A 25,864-nucleotide genomic window follows, 5' to 3' on the forward strand; every position below is an offset into this window, starting at 1 on the left:
CCGACCGGACGCGGCGTCAGTACGCTCCCGCGGGTTGTCGTCGTCGGCCCCTGATCATCGCGTCCAGTGACAGATACGGCGCCCCGGCCAGGACCAGCGGCAGCCAGGCCATGAGGTAGGCGAGGTCGTTGCCGTAGTAGTACGGCTCGGCGGCCCAGCTCATCGTCAGCCACAGGCTGAGGGAGATCAGGGCGCCGCCGAGGGCGGCGAGGCGGGCCAGGAGGCCGAAGAGGGTACCGAGGCCGACGGCCAGTTCGCCGAAGGCGATGGCGTAGCCGAAGCCGACGGGGTTGTTCAGGGCCAGGTCGACCATGGCGGGGATCGCCGAGGACTGCTTGACGTTGCGCATCTGGTCACCGATCGAGCCGGCGCCCGAGTCCTTCATGAAGGCGCTGTCGGTGATCTTGTCCAGGCCCGCGTAGATGAAGGTGACGCCCAGGAAGACGCGGAGCGGGAGCAGGGCGTAGTGGGTGGCGGTGTCGCGCCAGCTCCGGCCGCGGCCGCCGTCGAAGTAGGGGGTGTGCGTGTCCGTACGAAAACCGTGAGTCATCGCTCCTAGCCGCCTCTCACCCAGCGTGCCGTGACCCCTCAAAAGACGATACGCACGAAAGGGAGGAGCCGCTCAATGCCGGAGCGACAAGTTTCAACAACTCAGATGTGCGCCCGGATCTGGCGCACGGGGTGGCCCAGAGCCTCGGCGACGGCGGCCAGTTCCTCGTCGCCGAGCCCGTCCGTCTCCGGGTTCCAGACGGCGATCTCGAAGCGGGCGAAACCGCAGGGCCGGTCGTAGTCGAGCCGGTCCAGCGTGGTGGCGGCGCCGCAGCAGGGGACGGAGACGTCGAGGGTCGGGAAGCCGTCCTCGTGGGCCTCCACCAGGTCCTCCCACCACGCCCGGTCGATCGACGCCCGGCAGGCGGGGCACCCGATCCGCTCCAGGTTCTGCCCGCTGTCGACCACGGTGGGGGCGTCGTACCAGTCGACCTCCGTCTCGGCGTCCGTGTCGGCGGCCAGACCTCCGGTCAGGGCGGTCATCAGGGTGCCGGCCCGGTCGGCGGCCGAGGGCTCGGGCTGCCAGTACGGGTCGGTCGGGATGACGGAGAGGACGTCGTCGCTCATGGTCCAGGCCTTGTCGTCGTCAGTGAAGGGAAGTGAAGGGAGAGGTATCGCCGGTGATCGTCCATCGCTCAGTCCGTCACGTCGATCGCGTAGCGGTTGGTCTCCACGCCCGCCGCGGTGATGACCTGGACCTCCACCCGGCCCGGTTCCACGTCCGCCGGGACGGGGACGGTCAGGACGGCGTCCGTGGGGTTGCTGAAGCCGCCGGTGACGGGGACGAGGGGGACGTGGACATGGACCGTGCCCACCCGGACCGTCATACGGGACAGCCGCTCCGCGCCCTGGGCTCCCGGCGGGACGAAGCCGGCGCCGCGGATCTCGATGTCGTCGCCGGTGCGGATCGGGGCGTCGAGGTCACCGGCCTCGCGGGCGCGTACGACGGAGAGGATGACGGGGCGACCGCCCTCGGCGTACTTGCCGGCCACGTAGGTGGCCGCCGAGATCAGGACCACGACCGCCAGCCCCCAGGGCAGGTCGGGCAGCTGGTCGGGGCGGCGGGCCAGCCGTACCGCGGCGAACAGCAGCGCCACCGCGCCGATCACGACGTACTGGATGTCGGCGAAGGTGCCGCGCCCGGCGTCGTCGGTGAGCAGGTCGGCGGCCCTGGGGCGGTCGGCGCGCACCTTCTGCAGCCGCTGCCCGAGCACCCGCAGCCCGACCACGCGCCGTACCAGTACCGCGATCCCGCTGACGACGGCGAGGACGGTCACCACACCGGCGCCGCGGGCGAGTTCGAGGCCGGAGATGAGCGCGTCGCGCTCGCCCGGGTCGGACGCGGCGGCGAGTCGGCCGACGAGGACGAGCACCGCGTACGCGACGAACAGCACCCAGGCCACGGCGATCGCGCGGGAGGTGGAGAGGCGGTTGTCCTCGCCGATGACTGGGGCCAGCGCGCCGCCCCGGGCGCGGTGGAACCAGGAGGCCGCGGTCAGGGCGCCGGCCGTCAGCAGGGCGGCCAGCAGCCCGGCGGTGCGGGCGGAGGTCCAGCCCGCACCGATCGCGGTCAACGCCTGGACGAGCAGGAGGACGACGACACCGGCCCACACCGTGCAGGCGGTACGAATCCACAGGCGGGCCAGCCAGGCCTCGCCCTCGGCGCGGCCGCGTTCGGCGACCAGTTCCGCGGACTGGGTCAGCTCCTCCGACACCCACTGACGGGAGGCCGAGGCCGAGTGGGCCACAGCGGCCGGCAGGCCCTGACCGGCGGCGAACTCGTCCCGTCGCAGAAGGAATTCGGCGACCGCCCGCCGATGGCCCTCCCGCGCTCCGTGGGGACAGTCGCCGCAGGTGCAGCCGCCTCCGTGCGCGCCCGTCTCCCCGCTCTGTCTCGCCTCCTGCACCGCCACGCCCGACGCCCGCCTTCCCCGCGATCTCCACGATGCGCGGCCTCTGCCGAGGTCTCGGCCGCCGCTCTGCAACTCCCGTGCGATGACAGCGAATTGTGCCCTACGCCACGGGCGGCTCGTCCGGCAGGTCTGGTCAGGGCGGGTGAAGCCGGGGCCGCCGTGTTGACCTGGCTGCGAGAATTTCTCTATGGCCGAGATCATCCAGCGCGACGGGACCTGGGCCTTCGACGGCACGACGGTCAGGATCACACCGGGACTTCATCGCTCGGTGCCGCTGTTCCGGCAGACGTACGGGGAGATCACCGTGCCCCTGGAGGCCGTCTCCGGCGTCGTCTTCGAGCCCGAACGCAAGCGGGGGCGGCTGCGGATGCGGCTGCGGGAGGGGGCGGATCCGCTGTTGCAGGCGACCGGGGGCCGGCTGCCGGACGCGGCGGACCCGTACCGGCTGGCGGTGGACGTCGACCGGGCCGGGGTCGCCGAGTACGTGGCGGAGGAGATCCGCCGGGCGCTGCTGCTGGACCAGATCCCGAAGGAGCCGACGAAGACGTATCTGCTGTCCGGGCCGCCGGTCCCGGTCTCCGTCCGCTCCTCCGACGGCACGGTCTCCTTCGACGGCCTCCAGGTCCGTATCGACTGGACCGACACCTCGGACCGGGTGAAACGGGCGACCGGCCCGCGGATCATCGCGATCACCGACCTGGCGGGCGTGGAGTGGCTGCCCAACTCCGGTTACGAGGACGGCTTCCTGCGCTTCGTGACCCGCGAGACGGCGTTCTCCAAACTCCCGCCGGAGAAGGACCCGTACGCCCTCGACCTGTGGGGCAGCGCCCGTCGCGACCTCCTCACGGCCCTGGTCGCCACCGCGGTCACCGCCCGTCTCCCGCACCCCTCCACCCGCTCGGTGACCGACGGCCCCGACCGACCGCGCCGGCTGCCGTCCGCGATCCCACCCCAGGCCGACCATCACGACGTACTCCTGCGCCGGCTGCGGGAGCTGGGCGAGCTGCATCGCGAAGGCGTCCTGACGGACGAGGAGTTCGCGATGACCAAGGCCGTGGTGCTGCGGGGCTTCCAGCCCCCCGCAGCGGCCCGCTAGCTCAGCAGATCCGGCTCGCTGCGGCTGATGTCCTGCCACAGGGGCTGGTAGTTGATCCACGCCACCAGGTCGCCGCCCAACTGCTCCCTGGTCGCGACGGCCGCCTTGTGGTCGATGAGGATCGGGCGGCCGGCCGCCTTGGCCATGAGCTGGACCTGGCTGGAGCGTTCCATGGACAGGAACCACCAGGCCGCCGCGTCCACCGAGTCGCCGACGGTCAGCAGTCCGTGGTTGCGCAGGACCAGGCCCTTCCCGGAACCGAGGGCCGCGGCGATCCTGCGGCCCTCGGCGGTGTCGACGGCGACGCCCGAATAGGCGTCGTACACCGCGTGGTCCTCGTAGAAGGCACAGCTCTCCTGGGTGATCGGGTCCAGGAGGTCGCCGAGGGCGGAGAGGGCGCGGCCGTGCACGGAGTGGCAGTGGGCGACCGCGACGACATCGGGGCGGGCGGCGTGGACCTGGGCGTGCACGGTGAAGGCGGCCTGGTTGACGTGGTAGCGGCCCTCGATGACCTGTCCGTCGGTGTTGGCGAGGACCAGGTCGCTGACGGTGACGTGCCGGAAGGGCATGCCGAACGGGTTGACCCAGAAGCAGTCCGTGAACTCCGGGTCGCGTGCGGTGATATGGCCGGAGACCCCGTCCTCGAAGCCCTGCCGCCCGAAGATCCGCAGCGCGCCCGCCAGCCTCTCCTTGCGGTGCCGGCGCTCGTCCTCGACCGAGTCGTGCATCGGCGGCATCGCGAACCGGAGGCTGTCGGTGGGCAGGGGGGCGGGCGGGGTCGGTCCCGGTTCATACGTCCCGTGCATCGGTCCTCCAGCACTGGGGTGGCTTCACGGGGCGGAAGTTACCGTCGGTCAGCGCAGGAGAACAGGAGTATGAGGTAACGATGCCGTGTGCAACCGTTCCGGGGGTTCGGCTGTCTGCTGTGCGGAACCTCAAGTTCCCGACACTTCAGCACCTGTTTTCAGTCACCCCGGAGCCCTCCTTGAGCCTCGTCGAACGTCACCTCAGCTCCCTCATGCGGCAGCTCGCCACGCAGGACCACGTCGAGCTGGTCCACCCCTTCGCCGAGCACAAGTTGTTCGGGGCGCTGGTCTACGTCGCCGAGTGCTTCGGTTTCCGCTACGCCGGTGTCCGCCTCGTCGGCCGCCACAAGATCCTCCACGTCCATCTGGTCCGCGACACCCACCCCGCGGCCCAGCAGCGCGCCGCCGCGAACCTCGCCGCGTTCCCGCAGGTGGGCGCGGGTGGCACGGTCCCCGGCATGTACCTGAACTCGCTCACGCCGGTCCCCGAGGCCCAGGCCGACATCGACCTGATCATCGCGCTCATCAAGTACGACGCCCTGGTCGAGGCGGGCAACCCCCGCCAGCTCAAGACCATCGGCTGGGGCGCCGCCGCCCTGTTCCTGCTGATGGCCCCGCTGACCGGCAAGTACGCCGTCCTCCTGCCGCTCGCCGTGCTGACGCCGGCGTTCATGTACGGCGCCCTCCGCATCAACACGGTCCGCCGCGCCAAGCTGGCCGCGCAGCTGACGGCGGGCGGCTGCGCGCAGGTACGGGACGACGCGGGGCGGGAGCGGTACGTGCGCCCGCTGCCGTACGCCGCGCAGGGCACGCAGGCCGTGTAATACCGGACAGCACATGTCGGGTATCGGCGCCACACTCGTCGTATGACTGCGAACTGGTCCGTCTTCACCGCCGCCGAACCCGATCTCGCCAAGGTCGTCGAAGAACGCTTCGGCGCCTTCACGCACCACACCCTCGCGACCCTCCGCAAGGACGGCTCACCCCGCACCAGCGGCCTGGAGGTGCGGTTCCTGAACGGTGAGCTGTGGCTCGGCATGATGCCGAAGTCGCTCAAGGCGCTCGATCTGCTGCGCGACCCGCGCTTCGCGCTCCAGGCGAATCCCGGGGAGGGGCAGACCCTGGGCGGCGGTGATGTGCGGATCAGCGGGCGGGCGATCGAGGTCGTGGACGCCGCGACCAAGGCCGCGTACGGCGAAGAGGTGGAACCGCCGGAGCCGTTCCACCTCTTCCGCACCGAGCTGACGGAGGTCGTGAGGACCTACGTCGAGGACGACACGTACCTCGTCGTCCAGGTCTGGAAGCCCGGAGAGCCGGTGCGGACTCTCAAACGAACCTAGTGAGACGCGGGGAGACCTACTCCCACTCGATCGTGCCCGGCGGCTTCGAGGTCACGTCGAGGACGACTCGGTTGACGTCCGCCACCTCGTTGGTGATCCGCGTGGAGATCTTCGCCAGCACCTCGTAGGGCAGGCGCGACCAGTCGGCGGTCATCGCGTCCTCGGACGAGACCGGGCGCAGGACGATCGGGTGGCCGTAGGTGCGGCCGTCGCCCTGGACGCCGACCGAGCGGACGTCCGCGAGCAGGACCACCGGGCACTGCCAGATGTCCCGGTCGAGGCCGGCCAGCGTCAGCTCCTCGCGGGCGATGGCGTCGGCGTCACGGAGCAGGTCGAGCCGCTCCTTCGTCACCTCGCCGACGATCCGGATACCGAGACCCGGGCCCGGGAACGGCTGGCGCTGGACGATCTCGTCCGGCAGGCCCAGCTCCTGGCCGACCATCCGGACCTCGTCCTTGAACAGCTTGCGCAGCGGCTCGATGAGCTGGAACTCGAGGTCCTCGGGGAGGCCGCCGACGTTGTGGTGGGACTTGATGTTGGCCGTGCCGGTACCGCCACCGGACTCGACCACGTCCGGGTAGAGCGTGCCCTGGACGAGGAACTCCACCGCCGGACCCTCGTCCGCGATGATCTCCGCCTGCGCCTGCTCGAAGACCCGGATGAACTCGCGGCCGATGATCTTCCGCTTCTCCTCGGGGTCCGAGACCCCCTTGAGCGCGGTGAGGAAGCGCTCCTCCGCGTCGACGACGACCAGCTTGACGCCGGTCGCGGCCACGAAGTCCTTCTCGACCTGCTCGGTCTCGCCCTTGCGCATCAGACCGTGGTCGACATACACGCAGGTCAGCTGGTCGCCGATGGCACGGGCGACGAGGGCCGCGGCCACCGCGGAGTCGACGCCGCCGGACAGACCACAGATGGCGCGCTTGTCACCGACCTGCTCGCGGATGAGGGCGACCTGCTCCTCGATCACGTTGCCGGTGGTCCAGTCGGGCTTGAGGCCCGCGCCCCGGTAGAGGAAGTGCTCCAGGACCTGCTGGCCGTGCGTGGAGTGCATGACCTCGGGGTGGTACTGGACGCCGTAGAGCTTCTTCTCGTCGTTCTCGAAGGCGGCGACCGGGACGACGTCCGTGGAGGCCGTGACGGAGAAGCCCTCGGGGGCGGCGGAGCAGGCGTCGCCGTGCGACATCCACACGTGCTGCTCGTCCGGGGTGCCCTCGAAGAGGGTGGAGGACGACTTCGAGACATGCAGATCGGTGCGGCCGTACTCACGGGCGCCGGTGTTGTCGACGGTGCCGCCGAGGGAGCGCGCCATCAGCTGGAAGCCGTAGCACATGCCGAAGACGGGGACTCCGGCCTCGAAGATGGCGCGGTCGAGGCTCGGGGCGCCCTCCTCGTACACGGACGAGGGGCCGCCGGAGAGGATGATCGCCGCCGGGTTCTTGGCGAGCATCTCCTCGACCGGCATGGTGCTCGGCACGATCTCGCTGTAGACCCGCGCCTCGCGGACGCGACGGGCGATGAGCTGGGCGTACTGCGCGCCGAAGTCGACGACCAGGACGGTGTCGGGGGCGGCGGCGGGGGTCGCTGATGACACGGGGTGCCTTCCGGCGGTTTGGGCGAGGGCTGTACGACCGATTCTAACGGGGTGCGGCCGCGCCCCGTCCCGAGCGGTGAGCCCGCCCTCTCCCGGCAGGCGCCTCACCCCTCCCCGTCCGGTGGATGGACCCCGGTTGGACAGGGTCCGACACCCGTGCATACTGCTGCCATGCTCACGCACCCGACCTCCCTCTTTACCTATGGCAACCGGCCCACCGGCTGCCATGGTCGTGCTGCTTGAGCTACTGACAAGCGACTTCCCAGGCGCCCCGGGCCGACAAGGTCCGGGGCGCCTGTCGTTTCCTTCCGGATCTTGCCGCTCCGGGGCAGCCCTCGAAAAGACACCACAGACACCACGAGGAGCCCCCGTGACCACCACCACGCCAGACGCGGTCATCGCCGACGCCCGCGAGCGCATCGACGCCATCGACGACCGGATCATCGGCCTCATCCAGGAACGCGCGGCCGTCTCCGCCGTCGTACAGCAGACCCGGATCGCCTCCGGCGGGCGGCGTGTGCACCTCGCGCGCGAGATGGAGGTCCTCCACCACTTCAGCGAGGCGCTCGGCAAGCCGGGCACGTCCCTCGCGATGACGCTGCTCGAACTGTGCAGGGGTCGCATCTGAGTTCGGACCCCGTCTCACCCGTACGGCGCGTGACCGCGTCGCGAACCGCTTCGTTGGTGGTGGTGTCCGCGTCAGCCAGGGGCGGGCCCGAAAGAACCACGCGTGGCTCGCTGGGGCGATGAGACGTTCGGATCTTGCCGTACGTCGTGGGACCTCGCTCCAGGTAAGTGACCGGACGGCAGGGGACAGCAGCCCGGTCACCCAAGAGACGGTCGGCTCCGGGGACGCCCGGGGCCGGCCGACGGGACAGAAGGCTGGGTCAAACGGTTGCGGAGGCCGGGTCCATCCAGCACGATGCCTACAAAGCCCAAGTCCCCCTGTACACACCCACATTGTCTGTGCGTTTCGGCACTGCCAGAGGTCCAGACCATCCGCACGTCCCGGTCACGCCGGGGCGCCGACCCCGGGCATACGCCAGGCGCGCAGTCCTCAGGACCAGCGGCGCAACCCCCCGGCGCCGCTCCCCAGGCACCGGCGCTGCCCTGACGCCGGTGCTGACGAAAGAAGGGCCCCGCGGTTCCGTCCCGCGGGGCCCTTCGCATGCCGGTCAGCCATGTCAGGTGCGGGACACCGTGCCGCAGTCCTTCTCGTCCCCGATGTCCTTGCTGCGGTCGTACGGGTCCGTCGTCGGCCCCGACGGAGACGTGCCGGTGGGCTGGGACGAGGGGAACTCCGGGTGCAGGAAGCCGTCGTCCACGTCGCAGGAGGAGTTGCCGGCGCTCTCGTCGCGGCGCAGGACGGTGAGCTTGCCGGCGGTGGCCCGGTACCTCGCCGGGTCGGGTATCTCGACGTCGAGGACCCGGCGGACGATGGTGCGGGTCACCTCGGTGGTGCCGTCGGTGCGGACCACCGGGTAGACGAAGGTGTAGTCGGCGTGCACGGCGACGGAGGCGTGCTCGCCCTCCTTGAACGTCATCCGGCCCCGGACCTTGACCACGTCGCCGACCAGCCGGATCTCGTCGGGGTCGAAGCGGCTGAACATCGTCAGCGGGTCGTTGTCCTTGCTCGGCCGGCTCAGGGCCTCATTCAGCTCGCTCCTGACGTCCTGCTCGGGGTCGAGGAGGTTCAGGGCCGCCGTGGGTGTCTCGCCGCGGAGGGTGGCCTTGTCGAGGTTGGACTCGATCAGGAGCTTGCGGGTCAGTTCCAGCGTCTGCTCGACCTTCGCCGCGGACTGCGCGCCGACCGCCTTCGCCTTCGGTACGACGATGCCGGCCTCGCCGTCGGCCCAGCGCTTGGCGGGGGAACCGGCGAACGGATCGTCCAGGGTCGGAGTGCCGGCCGCCGCGGACTGCGGCGGACCGGTCGGCGCCGCCGTCTCCGCGGGCAGGGTCTCGACGGCCTCGTCCGCGGCGCCGGAGCCGGAACCGGTGCCGGAGCCGAAGGGGTCGCCGGGCAGCAGCGACGGCTTGATCGCCACGACGGCCACGGCCACGGCGAGCAGCACGCCGAGGGCCTTCCCCACCGCACGACCGCGCTTCCTCTCCTGCCGTGCGGGTCCGGTACGCCACCCCTCGGGCAGCTCACCCCGCGCCTCCTGCTGCCGGAGCCGGTCCGTCACCATGCGGGCGCGGGCCGAGGGCTCCTTGGGAGCGGCCTGTTCATTGGCGCGAACGAACTGTTCCCAGACCTCGTCGGGGACTTCGGGGGTCGAGGAGGAGTCCTCGGCAGGCTTGTCAGACACGAACCTCAGTTCTAGGGGTTCGGAAAGCGCCTTCACAAGGAAAATCCGACGGGATCCGGCTGTGACTCAGGCCACATAAAAATTCTGTGAATGCGAGTGCAACCATTCACAGCCCTCGTGGATCAAACCATGCGTACCAAGGGCCACAGCCGCGCCCCACACGCGGGGTCCCACCCGCCCCACTCGCGTGCTGCGACGCGCAGCACACCGGACTTCTCGAGGTCATTCATGAAGCTTCGCCGTGCCATGGCCGCAGCGGCTGCGACGGCTGTCATAGGCCCGCTCGCGCTGCTGTCCGCGCCTGCCGCGTTCGCGGACGAGACGTCGACGCCGACCCCCACCGAGACGGTGACGGAGACGCCGACCGAGCTCCCCAGCGACACCGTCTCCCCGACGGCGACCGAGGAGCCCAGCAACACCGCCTCGCCGACGGCCACGGACACCACCTCGCCCACCGCGACCGCCACGGACACCACCTCGCCCACCGCCACAGCGACCGACACGGGCGAGCCCGAGCCCACCGACTCGGCCGAGCCGAGCGAGGAGCCGACCGACCCGGACGTCCCGTACTGCGACGAACTCGACGAGGACTTCACGGACGCCAAGGTGTCCGCGGACATCAAGGGCCTGCCGGGCAAAATCGTCGCCGGTGACGGCTTCCACAGCTTCAAGCTGGTCGTCACGAACGAGTCCGACACGACGGTCGACGGCGTGGCCTTCTACGCCGAGATCGAGAACTACGAGATCGACGAGGCCAAGTGGCTCAGCCCGTACGTCGACCTGGAGTTCAAGAACCCTGACACGGGTTCCTGGGACCGCATCGGCGACGACGACTTCGCCGGTGACTACTTCTTCTACGTCGACGAGCTGAAGGCGGGCAAGAGCCAGTCGGTCAACCTGCGCGTCAGCATCGACGCCAAGGCCCCGGCCGGTGACGCCTACTCCTTCGGTTCCGGCGCCTACCTCGACAACGTCGACGGTCAGGACTGCATCGCCGAGGGCTGGGCCCAGTACGACTTCTCGGTCCTCAAGGCCGGCTCCAAGAACGACGACCCGGGTGAGGCCACGCCGAGCGACAACGGCAACGGCTCGGTGAAGAAGCCGCAGGGCGACGTCTCCGAGCTGCCGACCGGCAACCTCGCCGAGACCGGCTCCAGCTCCGCGCTGCCGACCATCGGTCTCGTGGGCGGTGTCGCGATCGTCGCCGGTGCGGGTGCCGTCTTCGCGGTGCGTCGTCGTAAGGCCGGCGCGCAGGCGTAACACAAGCCGGCTGCAAGAACAGAGAAGGACCTGCGCTCGGAGGGGGGTGCAGGTCCTTCTCCATGTCCGCTGTGCGGGCTACGACTTCGGGGGCACCGTCGGCATTCCGAGGAACGGCAGCTTCAGTGCGCCGAAGGCGTCCGCCGGGACCGCCGGTGACTTGGGTTCGACGGCGGCGAGCCTGACGTATGCCTCGTGCTGGGCCGGACGTGGGTCGGCCTCGCCGTTGTTGGGCCAGTACGACATCGCCCGCTCGGCCTGGGCCGTGATCGTCAGCGACGGGTTCACGCCGAGGTTGGCGGAGACCGCGGCGCCGTCCACGACCGAGATGCCGGGGTGGCCGTAGAGCCGGTGGTACGGGTCGATGACCCCTTCCTCCGGGCTCGCGCCGATCGGGCAGCCGCCCAGGAAGTGGGCGGTGAGCGGGGTGCCCATCAGTTCGCCGACGTTCGAGCCCGCGAAGCCGTTGATCTCCGCCGCGATCGCGGAAGCGGCCTCCGAAGCGGCCCTGATCTGCTTGGGGTTGGGGGCGCCATGCCCCTGCCGGGCGGTCAGCAGGCCCTTGCCGACGCCGTCCGGTTTCAGGTACGTCGTCAGGGAGTTGTCCAGAGACTGCATCACCAGCCCGATGATGGTCTTCTCCGACCACCGCCGGTTGGACAGGGACCGCAGTACGAGGACGGGATGGCGGGCGGCGTTCGCGACCCAGCCCAGGACCCTCGACGAGCCCTCGGCGTAGGGCACTTGGAGGATGGACAGGCCGCCCATGGAGTTGGAGCCCCGGCCGTAGCGGACGGGCTCGATATGGGTGTTCTCGTCCGGGTGGATGGACGAGGTGATGGCGACGCCCCGGGTGAAGTCGACCCGCTTCTCCCCCGTCACCTTGCGATAGCGCCGGTTGTCGGTCTGCGCGCCGACCAGCGCCTCGGAGTTGGTGCGGGTCAGCTCGCCCAGCTTGGCCGAGAGGTACGGCAGTTGACCGCTCGCCTTCATCCGGTGCAGCAGCGTCTGGGTGCCGTAGGTGCCGGCGGCGATGACGACCCGGTGGGCCTTGAAGGTCCGTCCCTCGCCCTTCTTCCTCCGGTCGGTCGGGAGGGTGGCGATCGCGTAGCCGCCCTGCGAGTCGTCCGTGACCGACACGACCGTCGTCATGGGGTGCACGACCGCGCCCGCCTTCTCGGCGAGATGGAGGTAGTTCTCGTTGAGGGTGTTCTTCGCGCCGTGCCGGCAGCCGGTCATGCACTCGCCGCACTCGGTACAGGCCTTGCGGGCCGGTCCCGCGCCACCGAAGTAGGGGTCGGCGACCTGCTCACCCGCCTTCGCCCTGACCGACCCGTCGGCGTCCTGGCCGTCGCCGAAGAACACGCCCACCGGCGCCATGTGGAAGGTGTCGCCGACGCCCATCCGCTGGGCGGCGGCCTTGAGATGGACGTCGGACGGGGTCGTGGTCGGGTTGAGCCGTACGCCGAGCATGCGCCGCGCCTGGTCGTAGTACGGCTTCAACTCCTCCTCCCAGTCCGTGATGTCACGCCACTGCGGGTCCTCGAAGAACGGCTTCGGCGGTACGTAGAGGGTGTTGGCGTAGTTGAGCGAGCCGCCACCCACGCCCGCGCCCGCCAGCACCATGACGTTGCCCAGCAGATGGATGCGCTGGAGACCGTACATGCCGAGCCTGGGGGCCCAGAGGTAGTTCTTGATGTCCCAGGAGTTCCTGGGGAGGGTGCCGGGGGTGAACCGGCGGCCCGCCTCCAGGACGCCCACGCGATAGCCCTTCTCGGTGAGGCGGAGAGCGGTGACCGAACCGCCGAATCCGGAACCCACGACGATGACGTCGTAGTCGTAGTCGTCCTGTGGCACGTGTGCTCTCCCTACCGGAACCGGAACGCCTTCATGAGCCTCAGGCTGCGGCTCATGAACTGGGCGTACTTCTCGTCGTCCATCCCCAGCGACGGCGCCATCGGCAGCAGCCGCTGCTGGGCGACCGTCTGGGCCTCGGTGTACTTGAGGATGCCCTCGGAGCCGTGGCGGCGGCCGAGGCCGGAGTCCTTCATGCCGCCCATCGGGGACTGGACGCTGCCGTAGGCGGGCGCGTAGCCCTCGTTGACGTTGACGGTGCCGGTGCGCAGCCGGGCGGCGACCGCACGACCGCGTCGGCCGTCCTTCGTCCAGACCGAGGAATTGAGGCCGTACGAGGTGGAGTTGGCCTGTGCGATGGCCTCCTCCTCGTCCTTGAAGCGGTAGATCGACACCACCGGGCCGAAGGTCTCCTCGGCGCAGATCGCCATCGGCTCGGTCACGCCGTCGAGGATGGTCGGCTCGAAGAAGTAGGGGCCGATGTCCGGGCGGGCGACGCCACCGGCGACGACCTCGGCGCCCTTGGCGACGGCCTCCTCCACATGCCGGGTGACGGTCTCCAGCTGCCGCTCGCCGACCAGGGAGCCCATGTCGGCGCCGTAGGCGAGGGACCTGCCGAGCCGCATGGCCTTGGTGCGGGCGGCGAAGCGCGCCAGGAAGGCGTCGGCGACCGACTCGTGGACGTACAACCGCTCGATGGAGATGCAGAGTTGGCCCGCGGAGGAGAAGCAGGCGCGGACGGCGCCGGCCGCGGCCTTCTCGATGTCCGCGTCCTGGAGCACCAACATCGCGTTCTTGCCGCCGAGTTCGAGGGAGACCCCGACGAGGCGGGCGGCGGCGCCCTGGGCGACCTCGCGGCCGGTGCGGGTGGAGCCGGTGAAGGAGACGTAGTCGGCGTGCCGGACGACCTCGGGGCCGACGACGGGGCCCTCGCCGAGGACGACCTGGAAGACGTCGGCGGGCAGTCCCGCCTCGATGAGCAGGTCGCGTGCCCACAGGGCGGTCAGGCAGGTCTCGGTGTCGGGCTTCATGACGACCGCGTTGCCCGCGACGAACGCGGGGATGGCGTCGCCGACCGACAGCTCCAGCGGATAGTTCCAGGGGGCGATCTGGCCGACCACGCCGCGCGGATGACGGAGTTCGGTGACGCGCGTGAGCGTGGGCATGGCGCCCGCGTGGCGCTTCGGCCGCAGATAGGAAGGTGCCTTACGGCCGTAGTGCCGGGCCGCGACGGCGATGGCCTGCACCTCCTCATGGGCGTGCAAACGGGCCTTGCCGGTCTCCAGCTGGATGAGGTCGAGCACCTCGGCCTGGCGTTCGAGCACCAGGTCGTGGAAGCGGAGCAGCACGGCCGCGCGCTGCCGTACGGGAGTCTGCGCCCATACCGCCTGTGCCGCGCGGGCCGCCTCGAAGGCCTTCGCCACGTCCTCGGGCGTCGACTCGGGCAGGTCGGCCAGCTTCTCGCCGGTGAACGGCGTGTGGTTGGCGGTGCGACCGGAACCGACCACGCCCTTGGTGAGCTGCGCGACCAGCTCCGGGGTGACCACGTCGGCGGCGGTGCGGGCGCCCTCCGGGGCGGGGGCGAGGGGATTGGTGCCGGTCAGTTCCGGGGCCTGCGAGTCCGTCATGACGCGCAGGGTATGCCGGGTCGGGGACTTTGGGTACCCGTCGGTAACAGGGATTCACCGACCGCACACACGGCGCCAGCGATCACTGGCTGCAAACCCGCTGATCAGGGCGTTGTGCGGGGACGATCACGGCGGCCGGCAGCTCAGGAGGCGGCTTTCCCGATTTCGAGCCGGTCCCGCGCCGCCTTGAACACCGAGGTCCCCTCCTTCTCGTCCACAGTGCCCTTGGGCATGTCGACGCGGAGCTCGTACATCCGGCCGTCGCCGGTGGTGAGGACGAGCTGCATGACCCGGGTCGGGCGCCCCTCCTCGGCGTCGTAGGTGGTGTCGGCGACCACGGCGGGCCAGTCCTCAAGGCTGGTCTCCGTGAACTGGGTGTCGGCCTCGCCGAGCCGCGCCCACTCGTCCGCCTGCTGCTTCGCGCGGCCCATGGGCGTGGCGGGGGCCGCGTCCCATTCACTGAGGCGGAGCTGCACCTCACCGCCGTCGTAGATCACCATCCGCGGCTGGTCGGTGGCGTCGCCCTGCCGGTGGTCCTCCTTGTACCGGCTCGGGACGTAGAGGACGGCCTTCATGTCCTTCTCCCGGGTCCTGCCCCAGGGCTCGTCGGCGATGTCCGTGGCGGTGGCGGCCGGGGTGGAGCTGTACTGGGGCTCGGCGACGCTGATGGGCGCGGGTGCGGGCTCGGGTTCGGCCAGGACATAGGACGCGCCGAGCCCCACCCCACCGGCGAGGGCGGCGCCGAGCAGGGCGGCGGGGAGCGGGCGGCGCAGCAGACGCGGCTTCGGCTTCGACACCGGTACGACGGTGGTGTCCGGCTGCGCTTCCGGTACGACGGTGGTGTCCGGCTGCGCTTCCGGTACGACAGTGCTGTCCGGGCGTGCGGCCGGCTCGGGCTTCTTCAGGCGTACGGTGCCCGAGTCCTCGCCCCACTCGGTGATGCGGTCGGGCTTCTGGACGACGACCGGTGTCTGCGCGAGCGCCGGCACCGGCGACCCCTCGGCCACCGCGTCCAGCACCTTGGCGGCCTCCTCCGCATCCGGCCGCCGGTCCGGGTCCTTCGCGAGCAGCCCGGTGATGAGCGGCCCGAGGGACCCGGCCCGTTCCGGCTCGGGCGGCTCGTGGGAGAGGACCGCGGCGAGGGTGGACTCCACCGTCGTACGCCGGAAGGGCGGCTCCCCCTCGACGGCGGCGTACAGCAACACACCCAGGGACCACAGGTCGGACGACGGACCCGCGCCCTTGCCGGACATCCGCTCGGGCGCGACGAAGTCGAGCGAGCCGACGAACTCGCCGCTGACGGTGAGGGATTCCTCGCCCTGGACGTGGGCGATGCCGAAGTCGGTCAGGACGACGCGGCCGTGCGTGCCCAGCAGGACGTTGGCGGGCTTCACGTCACGGTGGACGATGCCGACGGAGTGCGCGGCGCGCAGGGCGCCGAGGACGGCGCGGCCGATCCGGGCCGACTCGGCCGAGGTCACGGGCCCGCGCTGGAGGACCTCGTGCAGGGACTCGCCCCGGATCAACTCCATGACGATCCAGGGCAGTCCGTCCTCCACGACGACGTCATGGATGGAGACGGCGGCGGGGTGGTCGACCCGGGCGGCGGCACGCGCCTCGCGGTACAGCCGGTGTGAGGCCCGCTGATGGGCCTCGTCCTCCGGGTCGCCGGGCAACCTCGGCTGTTTCACGGCGACTTCACGGACCACGAGCTCGTCGAGCGCCCGCCAGACGGTACCCATCCCGCCCGACCCGATGCGCTCGACGAGCCGGTAACGCCCGCCTATGAGTCGTCCCTTGGGGCTCGCGCCGCCCCCGTCGTTGCTCATGTCCCCATCAGTACCGTGTGATGTGGCGGGCTGTCGACGCGGGGCGGCCGTGGTGCGGCTAGAGCACGTCGACGTCCAGGTTGGCGATGGCGGTCCTCGCCACCTCCCGGCCGCGGGCGGCGAAGTCGCCCTTCCGCGGGTAACTGATGGTGAGCTTGTACATGTCGCCCTTGGAAGTCTTGTAGTAGAAGATCTGCAGCTCCCGCGGGCGCGGGTTCTGCGTGTCGTCGGTCGTGTACTTGATCGTGTTCTGCGCGGCCTGCTTGCCCTGGTACGAGACCCCGCCGTCCGTCTTCGTCGTCGGGTTCTCCGGCATCTGGAGCTCGTACTCGCCGTTGTCCTTGAACTGCTTGTTGTCCTCGTACATCTCGGCGGCGGCGGAGTCCGCGATGCTGTCGCTCGTGTCCTCGGCCTTCCTGTCCAGTCGCAGGCCGATCCAGATGCTGCCGCTCCAGTCGGTGTACGTGACCCAGTGCGCCTCGTCGGTCTTCCGGTCGGGGTACCCCGGCTGGTACTCCGCGGGCACCGCCAGCGACGCGGCCACGTCCTTCTCGTGCACCGTCTTCCAGCCGTCCGGCAACGGACCCGCGAACGGGTCGGCGATCACCAGATACGCCGCCACCGCCGCGGCGACGACCGCCGCGCCGAGCCCGATCAGCGTCCTGCGGCCCAGCCGGATGCCCTTCGGGGAACCCTCGGCCGGCTGCACGACCTGCGTCGGCGCCGGAACCGCCGAGGCGGCGGCCTTCTCCAGCAGCGCCCGCACCTGGGCGGCGTTCGGGCGGCGGCCCGGCTCCTTCTGGAGCAGCCCGGTGATGACCTCGGCGAGCGGTCCGGACGCGGCGGCCGGCGCGGCGGGCGTGGCGTTGAGGACGGACTGGAGGGTGGCCGGCGTGTTGCTGCGGCGGAACGGCGACACGCCCTCCGTGGCCGCGTACAGCACGACGCCCAGGGACCACAGGTCGGACGCCGGGCCCGGCCGCTGCCCCAGCACCCGCTCCGGGGCGATGTACTCCGGCGAGCCGACGAAGCCGCCGGTGTCGGTCAGATTGGTCTCGCCCTCGATCTGGGCGATGCCGAAGTCGGTGAGGACGACCCGGTCGTGGCGGCCGAGCAGGACGTTGTCCGGCTTGACGTCCCGGTGCAGGATGCCCGCCGCGTGCGCGGCCTCCAGCGCCGCCAGCACCTCCAGGCCGATTCTCGCCGCCTCGCGCGCCCCGAGGGTGCCCTCCTGCAACGCGTCGCCCAAGGAACGTCCCTGCACCAGCTCCATGACGATCCACGGCCGGCCGTCGACGATCGCGACGTCGTGGACGTTCACGACCGCCGGGTGATCGAGGCGGGCCGCCGCCCGCGCCTCGCGCCGCATCCGCTCGAAGGCGTTGGCGCGTTCCCGCTCGGGAAGATGGTCGGGTACGCGGGGCTCCTTGACGGCGACCTCACGGTCCACCGTCTCGTCCTTGGCCCGCCACACCGTCCCCATGCCGCCGTCGCCGAGCTTGGCCAGCAGGCGGTAGCGTCCGGCGATCAACCGTCCGGTGCCGGGGTCGGGTTGGGGCGCCGTCTGCTGCGGCACGACCTGGGTGGGGGTCGCGTACGGGTTGTCGGGGTGCGGCACCGCCATGGGCGGGTTCGGCGGTCGCAGACCGAAACTCGTGGGCTCGTCGGACCCGTGAGGGGCTCCCCCGTTGCTGCTCATGGGTCCGTTCATATCGCGGCAAGCGCCCAGGTATCCAGCCAGAACGCTTGCCGGTCACAGACCCGTGACCAATCCCTGTCATGGCCGTCGACGCGCGCGCAGCACCGCCGTCAGCGCGCCCCGCAGCGAACGCCGCTCGACGCCCGGCATCTGTCCCGTCTCCAGAAAGGTCCGCAGCATCCGCTCCGCCGACTCCGCGTCCAGCCGCCGCTCCGGATTGCGCTCCAGCAGCCCTCGTACGACCGGCAGAATCGGCGCGGCCTGCGCGGGCGGCCGTAGCTCGGCGGCGAGGACGGCGTGCAGCACGCCGCTCAACGAGTCACGCCGGAACGGCGACTCACCGCTGACGGCCGCGCACAGCAGCGCGCCCACCGACCACAGGTCGGACGCGGGGCCGGTGCTGAGCCCGGAGATCCGCTCCGGCGCGGTGTACTCGGGCGAGCCGACGAAGGAACCGGCCTCCGTGAGCGTGGTGGCGCCCAAGACCCGCGCGACACCGAAGTCGGTGAGCACGACCCGCCCCGTACCGGCCTCCAGCAGGACGTTCGCGGGCTTGATGTCCCGGTGCAGGACCCCGGCCGCGTGCGCCGCGCGCAACGCGCCCAGCAGATCGGCGCCGATCCGCGCGGCCTCGACGGCATCGACCGGGCCGTGCCCGGCGATCCGGTCGGCGAGGGTGCCTCCGTCGACCAACTCCATGACCAGATAGGGCCGTTCATCGTGCTCGACGACATCGTGCAGGCCGATGATGTGCGGGTGCCGCAACTGCGCGACGGCATGCGCCTCCCGCAGCGTCCGCTCCCGCTGCCAACGTGCCTCGGCCTGCGACAGCGTCTCGTCCAGGGACAGTTCCTTGACCGCCACCCGCCGCCCGAGCAGCAGATCGGTGGCCCGCCACACCACACCCATCCCGCCCCGACCGAGCCGAACCTCCAGGCGGTACCGCCCCGCTATGACACGGAAGTTGTCCCCCTGGGTCCCCATGAGCCCCATGATGCCCCGCCGGACGGGCCGCTTCCGGGGCGGTGACCGGCCAAGTTCGAGCGGATCAGGCCGGGTTGGGCTGCCAGCCCCGCAGCACCGAGGTGAACCGCTTGCTCGTGGCGTCCCAGTCGGCAACCGGCGAGGCGGTGTACAGGGCGTACTCGACACCGTCGCGGGTTATGTACGCCACGTCGAGCGCCCGAAACGCCCCCGGGAAGGACGAGTCCTTCGCCAGTTGGGTCCAGGTGTACTCCCAGCGCACGCTCTGCCGGTCGCGGTAGAACTCCTGCTTCATGCTCAGGGTCGCGAAGTCCTTCAGCCGCGTTTTGTTTGCCGCCTCCAGCTCGCGCATGTGGTCGTACGAGCTGTTGTAGTCCGGCGCGGTGTCGACGGCGACGCGCACGAGGGTCTTGCCCTGGTCGGGCGAGTAGTCGACCTGCGTCAGACCGTCCGTCTCCTTGATGGAGACTGTGCGGTCCCAGCCCCTGGGCAGATACAGGCTGAAGCCCAGGGGATCGTCGTACTTCTGCCAACCGGCGGGAACCAGCCCCTGGGCCCCCTCCGTCGACGATGGGCTCGGAGTCGGTCCGGAGCTCGACGAGACGGAGGGGCTGCCCGAGTTCCACTGCTGCAACGCCACCGCACCCCCCGCCCCCACGATCGCCGCGACGGCGACGACCAAAGCGAACGTACGCAGGCCACGACGGCGCCTCGGCGCGGGCGCGTGCGGGCCCACGGTGACCGGCGGGTACGGCGTGCCGGCCGCCGTCTGCGATCCCGTACCGAAGGCCGGCGCCGCGCCGAACGTCTGTGGCGTGGTCCCGGTCTCGTACCGCCCGTGCTGCGTCGGCACATGCGCCTGCGCCGCGCTGGACCGACGTCCCTCGGCCACCTCCGCGAGCATCTGCTCGGCCTGCGCGGCGGTCGGCCGATCGGCCGGATCCTTGCGGAGCAGTGCGGCGAGGACGGGCCCCAGCGCACCGGCGTGGGCCGGGGCGGCCGGTTCCTCCTCGACGACCGCCTGCATCGTGCCGATCGGCGAGGTGCGGCGGAAGGGGGACCTGCCCTCGACCGCCGTGTACAGCGTCGCGCCCAGTGCCCACAGGTCGGACGCCGGGCCCGGGTCGTGGCCGCGGACCCGCTCGGGGGCGAGGTAGTCGACGGAACCGACGACCTCGCCGGTGCGGGTGATCGTCGTGTCGCCCTCGATCTGGGCGATGCCGAAGTCGGTGAGCAGGACGCGGCGGTCGTGGGAGAGCAGGACGTTGCCGGGTTTCACATCGCGGTGCAGGACACCGGCGTCGTGCGCGGCGCGCAGCGCGCGCAGCACCCACAGGCCGATACGGGCGGCCTCGGCGGGCTCGATGCGCCCGTCCTGCTTGACCGCGTCCGCCAGCGAGCGGCCCTCGACCAGCTCCATCACGATCCACGGACGGGCGTCGTGATCGAGGACGTCATGGACGGTGACGACGGCGGAGTGGTTGATCCGGGCCGCCGCGCGGGCCTCGGCGCGGGTGCGGTGGAGCAGCCGCTCCTGGTCGCTCTCGGAGACGTACAGGGCAGCGGTCAGCTCTTTGATGGCGACAGCCCGGTGCAGCACTTCGTCGTGGGCCCGCCACACGCGGCCCATGCCACCGCTGCCGATGGTGTCGGCGAGCCGGTAGCGGCCCGCGATGAGCAGGCCCTGCATCTGATTCACGTTGCCCCGCAATGGTCTTGACAAGGTCAGCGTAAGGACCGGTCCGTACGCAGGGAACCACGGGGGTGCCAAGGAAACGGCACTGTGACAGTTGTCGCTTTCACCTGCCGGACGCAACCGTCACCGAGCGCGCTCAGCCGGTCACTTGGTAGGTCGCCGACGCCTGCTCGTACAGCCGCGTGACCTCGTCCCGCTCCGCCTCCGGCCCCCGTACCTGCACCACGTGGTACTTCCCGCCGACGAGGATGGCCAGATTGCGCACGAACAGCTCGCGCCCCGCGCTGTCGGTCCAGGTGAACTGCCCCTCGGCCATGGTCCGCCCGCCCACCGAGATCGTCTTCAGCCCGGAGGCGCTGGCCCAGCTGGAGTCGCGGTACGGCTGGAGCTCGCGCTCGTCCTCCCGCTGGTAGGCCATGGGATCCTCGCCGTACTCGTCCGCGCTGTCCCGTCCGGGTACGAGGATCAGGTCGAAGTCGCCGTGCGAGTACACCACCTGACCGCGGCCGTTCTTCGGCGTACGGTCCCAGCCGTCGGCCACGGCGACGCGGAAGCCGGCGGTGTCCGAGCGCAGGGTGAAGCCGTCGGCGACGTCGGGGCCGTCGCCGGACTGCGGCTCGGCCGAGCTGCTGCTGTCGTCGGCCTTCGGGGTGGTCTGCTCGGGCCGGGGCTCGCTGCTGGCGTCCTGCTGCGGCGCCTCGCTGACCTCACCGGCGGCACCGGTCCGGTCGCCGGCACCGGTCCCGCCGGCGCCGTCCGCCGAGTCCGACTTCGGCATGAACAGCATCGCGTACGCGATCGCCCCGGCCATCAGCAGCAGCACCAGCAGTAGCAGCGTGCGGCCGAGCCTGCGCGGGGACGCCTCCTCCTGCCGGCCGGCCTTGGCCCGCTTGTGCCGGCCGTGCGCACTGGTCGCGGGCAGCCCGGCGCGCCGCCTGCGCACCAGCTCGCCCCGCCGCCGTACGACGGGCAGCCGACTGCCCTCCACGGGCGGCGTGGCGACGACATACGCACCGGCCTCCGGTTCCGGCGCGGACCGCACGAGCGAGCGCAGCCAGCCCCGCAGCTCCTCGAAGTCCAGCCGCTCGGTGGGGTCCTGGCGCAGCAGCGACTCCACGACCGGGCGGAGCGGCCCGCACTCCTCGGCGAAGGCCGGCGGCTCGGCGCACACCATCTGCACCAGCTCGGCGGTCGACTCCTCCGGGTACGGCGCATGCCCCTGCACGGCCCGGTACAGCAGCGCCCCCAGCGCCCACAGGTCGGTCGCCGGCCCGATCGGCGCGGCCAGCTGCCAGTTCTCGTGCACGGGTCCGGCCTGCTCCGGCGCCCATCGCTCGGTCACCGGCCCGACGACGGCCATCCTCGCCTGCCGCGCCCGCTCGGCGGCGAGCGCGGTGGCGGGGCCGCGGGACGCGGGCACGGCGGCGGCGAGCTCGTCCCAACGACTGGGCGCGGGCGCGGAGTCGGGCCCGGGCCCGGGAGGCAGTGCGGCGGTACGCCCCTGACCTGCGCCGGGCAATGCGGCACCACCAGCGCCGGGGCCTGCGCCGGGCAATCCGGCACCACCAGCGCCGGGCCGTCCGCCAGGCAACGCGACGCCACCAGCACGGGGAGCACCCACACCTCCGACGCCGGGAGCGCCCACACCTCCGACGCCGGGAGCACCCACACCTCCGACGCCGGGAGCGCCCGCGCCACCGGCACGGGGGCCCGCTCCCGGCCAGGTGTCGGCCCGCACCCCGTAGGGGTCGGCTATCTGCCCAGGAGGCGTGGCCCCGGGCCGCCGGTGCTCCTCCCGGCCGGGCGTGACGGCACCGCCCAGGGGCCCGGAGCCGGGTACCGCCCACCCCGTCTCACCGGGGTGCGGGGAGCCGGGCACGACCCGGGCGCCGCCCGTCGCGCCGTACGGCGGTGTCGGCCCACCGTCGGCACCGGCACCGGCAGCGACACCTGCGCCGGTCGCGGGTTCTCCCTCGGGCGCCGGGAGGGCGCCGGGCAGGGCCGCATGGCCGTTCTGCTGGGCTTCCTGGACTCGGGCGGCGGCCCGGGCGCCCGCGCGATACGCGGCGATCGCCCCTGCCCGCGCCGCCCGGACGTCCCCGCCGGTGGTCTCCACGGCCCGGCGCGCCACCGCGCCCGATCCGCCCGACCCGCCCGCGCCGTTCGTCGTGTCGCCGCCGAGCCCCGGCAGCCCACCGGCCTCCCGAGCCTCGATCGCGGCCCGCCGCGCGGCCTCGGGATCCATGGCGCTCGCGGGACCACTCACCGCTGCGGCACCCCGGAAGGTCCCCGGCACCTCGGGCGCGCCTGGCACACCCTGCCCGCCCGGCGCCCCGCTCCCGCGTCCGACGCCCCCGCCCCCGTCACTCTCCGGAGCCGGCACCGGATCGTACCCGCACAGCGCCTCCTCCGCCGCGCCGACCGCGAGGCCGGTCAGCATCACGCGGCCGTCGTCACAGACGAGCACCGTGCGGGCGGTGATGTTCCGGTGCACCCAGCCGTGGGCGTGCAGCACCCGCAGGGCCATGAGGACGTCGGAGGCGACCTCCGCCGCCCGGTACGGCGTCAGCGGCTTCTCCGCGAGCAGCGCGGCCAGCGACCGCGCGGCCACCAACTCGCTCACTATCCACAGCGACCCGCCCTCGGCGAACACGTCGAAGACCTGGTCGAGCCGCGGATGGTCGGGGATCGAGGCAGCGGCCTGAGCGGCCTCCACAGCGCGCCGCACGGCGGGATCGGTCGGCCGGCGCGTACTGGTCCGCGCCGCGGAACCCGAGCGCCGAACTCCCCTGTCCCGGGGGTCCCTTGCCGTGAAACCGTCGGGCAGACCCTCCGCGTCGAGCACCTCCGCTTCGACGACCTCGGGCAACGGCACCTGCCTGACCAGGACTTCCTGCCCGCTGTAGGTGTCGAAGGCCCGGGTCTCGGTGAGTTCGTACTCATCGGAGGGCGGCAGCGGCAGGCGGTAGCGGTCGGCGAGTACCCGTCCCGCATAGTCGTCCACGTTGCCTCCCCCGGCAGCCCGGTCGGTCAATTCCGTTCGCCTCGCGTGCCGTTCCGCACCCCTACCTGGATGCGTACGGTCCACAAGCACTCACGATACGTGCCGGAGGCAACCCGCAAAGAGGGGATGCCAGATCTCATGTCCGAAACGCGGGACCGGTCACCGCACGGTCACTTCACGATTTCGGTTCGAACGTCTTCGCGAGTGTCCGCCAGGTGTCCTTGCGCAGCTCGGTGCCCCAATTGGCGGCTTTCGCCGTGTACATCAGCGCATATCCGAGATGGTCGTTCACGACGAACCCCCGGTCTATCGTCCGGTACTTCGTCCCGCCCTCGGTGTAGGTGAACTCCCAGTCGGCCGCGAGCCAGCCCCGGTAATCCACCTCGGCTATGCGGACGCGCTGGTACGCCGAGCGCACCATGTACTGCTCCTGGTTCTTCCAGTCCGCCACCGGGTCACCCTTCGGCGTGGACGTCCAGGCGACCAGCAGCTTCTGACCCTCGGGGCCGGTGAAACGATCCCCCGCCGACCCCGAGGACTGGAACTTCCACCCCTTGGGCAGCCCGATCGAGTACCCCTGACCGCCCTTGTACTGCTTCACCGCGGTGCTGCCCTCGTCGGCCGAACCGCCCGCCTCGCTGCCGCCGGTCGCGGTGGGGCTGTTGCTCGGCGTGCTCCCGGAGGTGCCGGTGTCCGCCGAGGCGCTGGCCTGACCGTCCGTCTGAGCGCCGCCGGCGCCCTTGTCCTCCTTGGTGGAGGCACTCGCACTCGCACTCGCGCCGACCGAGGCCTTGGCGCCGCCGCCCGCGGAGTCGGCGGACGCGTCGTCGTCCCCGCCGAGCGTGAGGGCCAGCACGGCCGCGACCACGGCGAGCACCACGACCACCGCGATGATCACCAGCGTCCGCCGGGGCACCACATCGGTGATCGGCGCCCTGGGCACCGGCCGCGGAGGCAGATCCGGCGGGGTCATCACGGGCCACCCCGAACTCGGCCCGCCCTGACCCGCGTTGCTCCCCGCACCCGCCGCCCCGGCCCCGCCGCCGGTCCTGGGACCACTCACCCCGACCGAACGCGACCCGGAGGCAACCCCACCACCAACAGCGGCACCGGCCCCCGCACCGGAAGCAGCGCCACCGGCACCAGCGGCGCCGGAAGTCGACTGGGCCCCCGAACCGCCCTTCCCCGCGCCGGACTTGGCCCGCGAGGCAGCCGCGGTCCCCGCAGCCCCCGCCGCCACCGCGGCCTTCCGCACGGAACGCAGCGCCCCTCGCAGCCGCTCCCCGCCCTCGCCCCGGTCGGGCTGCGCAGGCAGCGGTACGACCTTCGTCGCGTCCGGCGCCGACGCCGGCTCCTCCGGCTTCGGCTCGGGTGCGTGGATCACGGCGTTGAGCATCACGCGGGCACCCGCGTCGTCGAGCCGCTTGTCGGGGTCCTTGGTGAGCAGCCCGTAGATGACGTCCTTCAGCGGTCCCGCGTTCTTCGGCTCCTCCAGCGACTCGGTCATCACCGCGGTGAGCGTCGCGATCGCGGACCCCTTGTCGTACGGCGGCACACCCTCCACCGACGCGTACAACAGCCCGCCCAGCGACCAGAGGTCGGCCGCGGGCCCCGGCTTGTGCCCTCGGGCACGCTCCGGGGAGATGTAGGAGGGCGCGCCGACCAGCATGCCGGTCGAGGTGATGGACGGGTCGCCCTCGACCTGGGCGATGCCGAAGTCGGTGAGCACGACCCGGCCGTCCTCGGAGATCAGCACGTTGGACGGCTTCACGTCCCGGTGCAGGATGCCCTGGCGGTGCGCCGAGCGCAGCACGTCGAGCACCGCGAGCCCGACCTCCGCCGCCCGCTTCGGCTCCAGCAGCCCGTCCTCACGGATGACCTCGGCGAGCGACTTGCCCTCGACGAGCTCCATCACGATCCACGGCCGGTCGTCCTCGTCGACCACGTCGAAGACCGTCACCGCGCTGTTGTTGCGGATCCGCGCGATCGCCTTGGCCTCCCGCAGCGTGCGCGTGATCAGCCGGCGCTTCTCCTCCTCGTCGATGTTGGAGGGGAACCGCAGCTCCTTCACGGCGACGATCCGGCCCAGGGTCTCGTCCTCGGCACGCCACACCGTGCCCATGCCGCCGCGGCCGAGCACTGCTCCCAACCGGTACCGCCCGGCGAGGAGACGTTCGCTCTTGTCCTGACGGGATGCCCCCGCCCGCTCCGCCTCCGACATGCGTCCCCTCATACAACCCGCCCTGACAGAGCCTCCATTGTCCCTCACCCGACAAGTGCCCGACGCCCAGGGTGCCCCTGAC

At 71.6% G+C, this 25,864-nt stretch carries 19 protein-coding genes; 5 read left to right on the top strand and 14 right to left on the bottom strand.

What is annotated here, in order from left to right; translation table 11 throughout:
- Positions 1-16 precede the first annotated feature (16 nt).
- The 3 genes from OG885_RS18100 to OG885_RS18110 form a co-directional block, all read right to left on the bottom strand.
- Positions 17-550, bottom strand: coding sequence for a DoxX family protein (locus tag OG885_RS18100; RefSeq protein WP_405732500.1), 534 nt, complete (start codon positions 548-550; stop codon positions 17-19).
- Between the two features lie 101 nt (positions 551-651).
- Positions 652-1,116, bottom strand: coding sequence for a hypothetical protein (locus OG885_RS18105; RefSeq protein ID WP_405732503.1), 465 nt, complete (start codon positions 1,114-1,116; stop codon positions 652-654).
- 68 nt (positions 1,117-1,184) lie between these two features.
- Positions 1,185-2,462, bottom strand: a complete 1,278-nt coding sequence (locus OG885_RS18110; RefSeq protein ID WP_405732506.1) for a hypothetical protein — start codon at positions 2,460-2,462, stop codon at positions 1,185-1,187.
- A 187-nt stretch (positions 2,463-2,649) separates the two neighbouring features.
- Between OG885_RS18110 and OG885_RS18115 the strand changes: the two genes are divergently transcribed.
- Positions 2,650-3,558 carry a DUF4429 domain-containing protein gene (locus tag OG885_RS18115; RefSeq protein ID WP_405732508.1) on the top strand — a complete coding sequence of 303 codons (909 nt, stop codon included), beginning with the start codon at positions 2,650-2,652 and terminating at the stop codon, positions 3,556-3,558.
- Here OG885_RS18115 and OG885_RS18120 read toward each other — a convergent pair.
- Positions 3,555-4,364, bottom strand: coding sequence for a class II aldolase/adducin family protein (locus OG885_RS18120; protein WP_329335661.1), 810 nt, complete (start codon positions 4,362-4,364; stop codon positions 3,555-3,557). The genes OG885_RS18115 and OG885_RS18120 overlap by 4 nt on opposite strands.
- Before the next feature lie 179 nt (positions 4,365-4,543).
- On the opposite strand from OG885_RS18120, the gene OG885_RS18125 reads away from it, so the two are divergent.
- Together OG885_RS18125 and OG885_RS18130 are read left to right on the top strand one after the other, a co-directional pair.
- A complete protein-coding gene (locus OG885_RS18125; RefSeq protein WP_405732511.1) occupies positions 4,544-5,188 on the top strand; it encodes a hypothetical protein in 645 nt (214 codons plus the stop codon).
- A gap of 42 nt (positions 5,189-5,230) precedes the next feature.
- On the top strand, positions 5,231-5,704 hold the full coding sequence (locus OG885_RS18130; RefSeq protein ID WP_405732514.1) for a pyridoxamine 5'-phosphate oxidase family protein: 474 nt from the start codon (positions 5,231-5,233) through the stop codon (positions 5,702-5,704).
- 16 nt (positions 5,705-5,720) lie between these two features.
- Here the strand turns inward: OG885_RS18130 and guaA are convergent, their stop codons facing one another.
- Positions 5,721-7,298 (bottom strand): glutamine-hydrolyzing GMP synthase, encoded by a 1,578-nt coding sequence (gene guaA, locus OG885_RS18135; protein ID WP_329335665.1) that lies wholly within the window; start codon positions 7,296-7,298, stop codon positions 5,721-5,723.
- Between the two features lie 370 nt (positions 7,299-7,668).
- Between guaA and OG885_RS18140 the strand changes: the two genes are divergently transcribed.
- Positions 7,669-7,926, top strand: coding sequence for a chorismate mutase (locus tag OG885_RS18140; RefSeq protein ID WP_405732518.1), 258 nt, complete (start codon positions 7,669-7,671; stop codon positions 7,924-7,926).
- Between the two features lie 556 nt (positions 7,927-8,482).
- Here OG885_RS18140 and OG885_RS18145 read toward each other — a convergent pair.
- Positions 8,483-9,607: a hypothetical protein gene (locus tag OG885_RS18145; RefSeq protein ID WP_405732521.1), complete on the bottom strand. Its 1,125-nt coding sequence runs from the start codon at positions 9,605-9,607 to the stop codon at positions 8,483-8,485.
- 228 nt (positions 9,608-9,835) lie between these two features.
- On the opposite strand from OG885_RS18145, the gene OG885_RS18150 reads away from it, so the two are divergent.
- Complete coding sequence (locus OG885_RS18150; protein WP_405732524.1) at positions 9,836-10,867, top strand: LAETG motif-containing sortase-dependent surface protein; 1,032 nt, start codon at positions 9,836-9,838, stop codon at positions 10,865-10,867.
- A 78-nt stretch (positions 10,868-10,945) separates the two neighbouring features.
- Here the strand turns inward: OG885_RS18150 and OG885_RS18155 are convergent, their stop codons facing one another.
- The 8 genes from OG885_RS18155 to OG885_RS18190 all read right to left on the bottom strand — a co-directional run bounded on the left by OG885_RS18155 (position 10,946) and on the right by OG885_RS18190 (position 25,782).
- Complete coding sequence (locus tag OG885_RS18155) at positions 10,946-12,724, bottom strand: GMC oxidoreductase (RefSeq protein ID WP_405732526.1); 1,779 nt, start codon at positions 12,722-12,724, stop codon at positions 10,946-10,948.
- A gap of 11 nt (positions 12,725-12,735) precedes the next feature.
- Positions 12,736-14,349 carry a succinic semialdehyde dehydrogenase gene (locus OG885_RS18160; protein WP_405732529.1) on the bottom strand — a complete coding sequence of 538 codons (1,614 nt, stop codon included), beginning with the start codon at positions 14,347-14,349 and terminating at the stop codon, positions 12,736-12,738.
- 143 nt (positions 14,350-14,492) lie between these two features.
- Positions 14,493-16,178 carry a protein kinase domain-containing protein gene (locus tag OG885_RS18165; protein ID WP_405732532.1) on the bottom strand — a complete coding sequence of 562 codons (1,686 nt, stop codon included), beginning with the start codon at positions 16,176-16,178 and terminating at the stop codon, positions 14,493-14,495.
- Positions 16,179-16,236: 58 nt separating this feature from the next.
- On the bottom strand, positions 16,237-17,877 hold the full coding sequence (locus tag OG885_RS18170) for a serine/threonine-protein kinase (protein WP_405732535.1): 1,641 nt from the start codon (positions 17,875-17,877) through the stop codon (positions 16,237-16,239).
- Between the two features lie 78 nt (positions 17,878-17,955).
- A complete protein-coding gene (locus OG885_RS18175; RefSeq protein ID WP_405732538.1) occupies positions 17,956-18,861 on the bottom strand; it encodes a serine/threonine-protein kinase in 906 nt (301 codons plus the stop codon).
- Positions 18,862-18,925: 64 nt separating this feature from the next.
- Positions 18,926-20,551 carry a serine/threonine-protein kinase gene (locus OG885_RS18180; protein ID WP_405732541.1) on the bottom strand — a complete coding sequence of 542 codons (1,626 nt, stop codon included), beginning with the start codon at positions 20,549-20,551 and terminating at the stop codon, positions 18,926-18,928.
- Positions 20,552-20,693: 142 nt separating this feature from the next.
- Entirely contained in the window at positions 20,694-23,561 is a 2,868-nt protein-coding gene (locus OG885_RS18185) for a protein kinase (RefSeq protein ID WP_405732544.1), read from the bottom strand.
- A 175-nt stretch (positions 23,562-23,736) separates the two neighbouring features.
- On the bottom strand, positions 23,737-25,782 hold the full coding sequence (locus OG885_RS18190) for a serine/threonine-protein kinase (RefSeq protein ID WP_405732547.1): 2,046 nt from the start codon (positions 25,780-25,782) through the stop codon (positions 23,737-23,739).
- Positions 25,783-25,864: the final 82 nt, after the last annotated feature.

Source organism: Streptomyces sp. NBC_00028 (genome assembly GCF_045041065.1).
Lineage (GTDB): Bacteria > Actinomycetota > Actinomycetes > Streptomycetales > Streptomycetaceae > Streptomyces.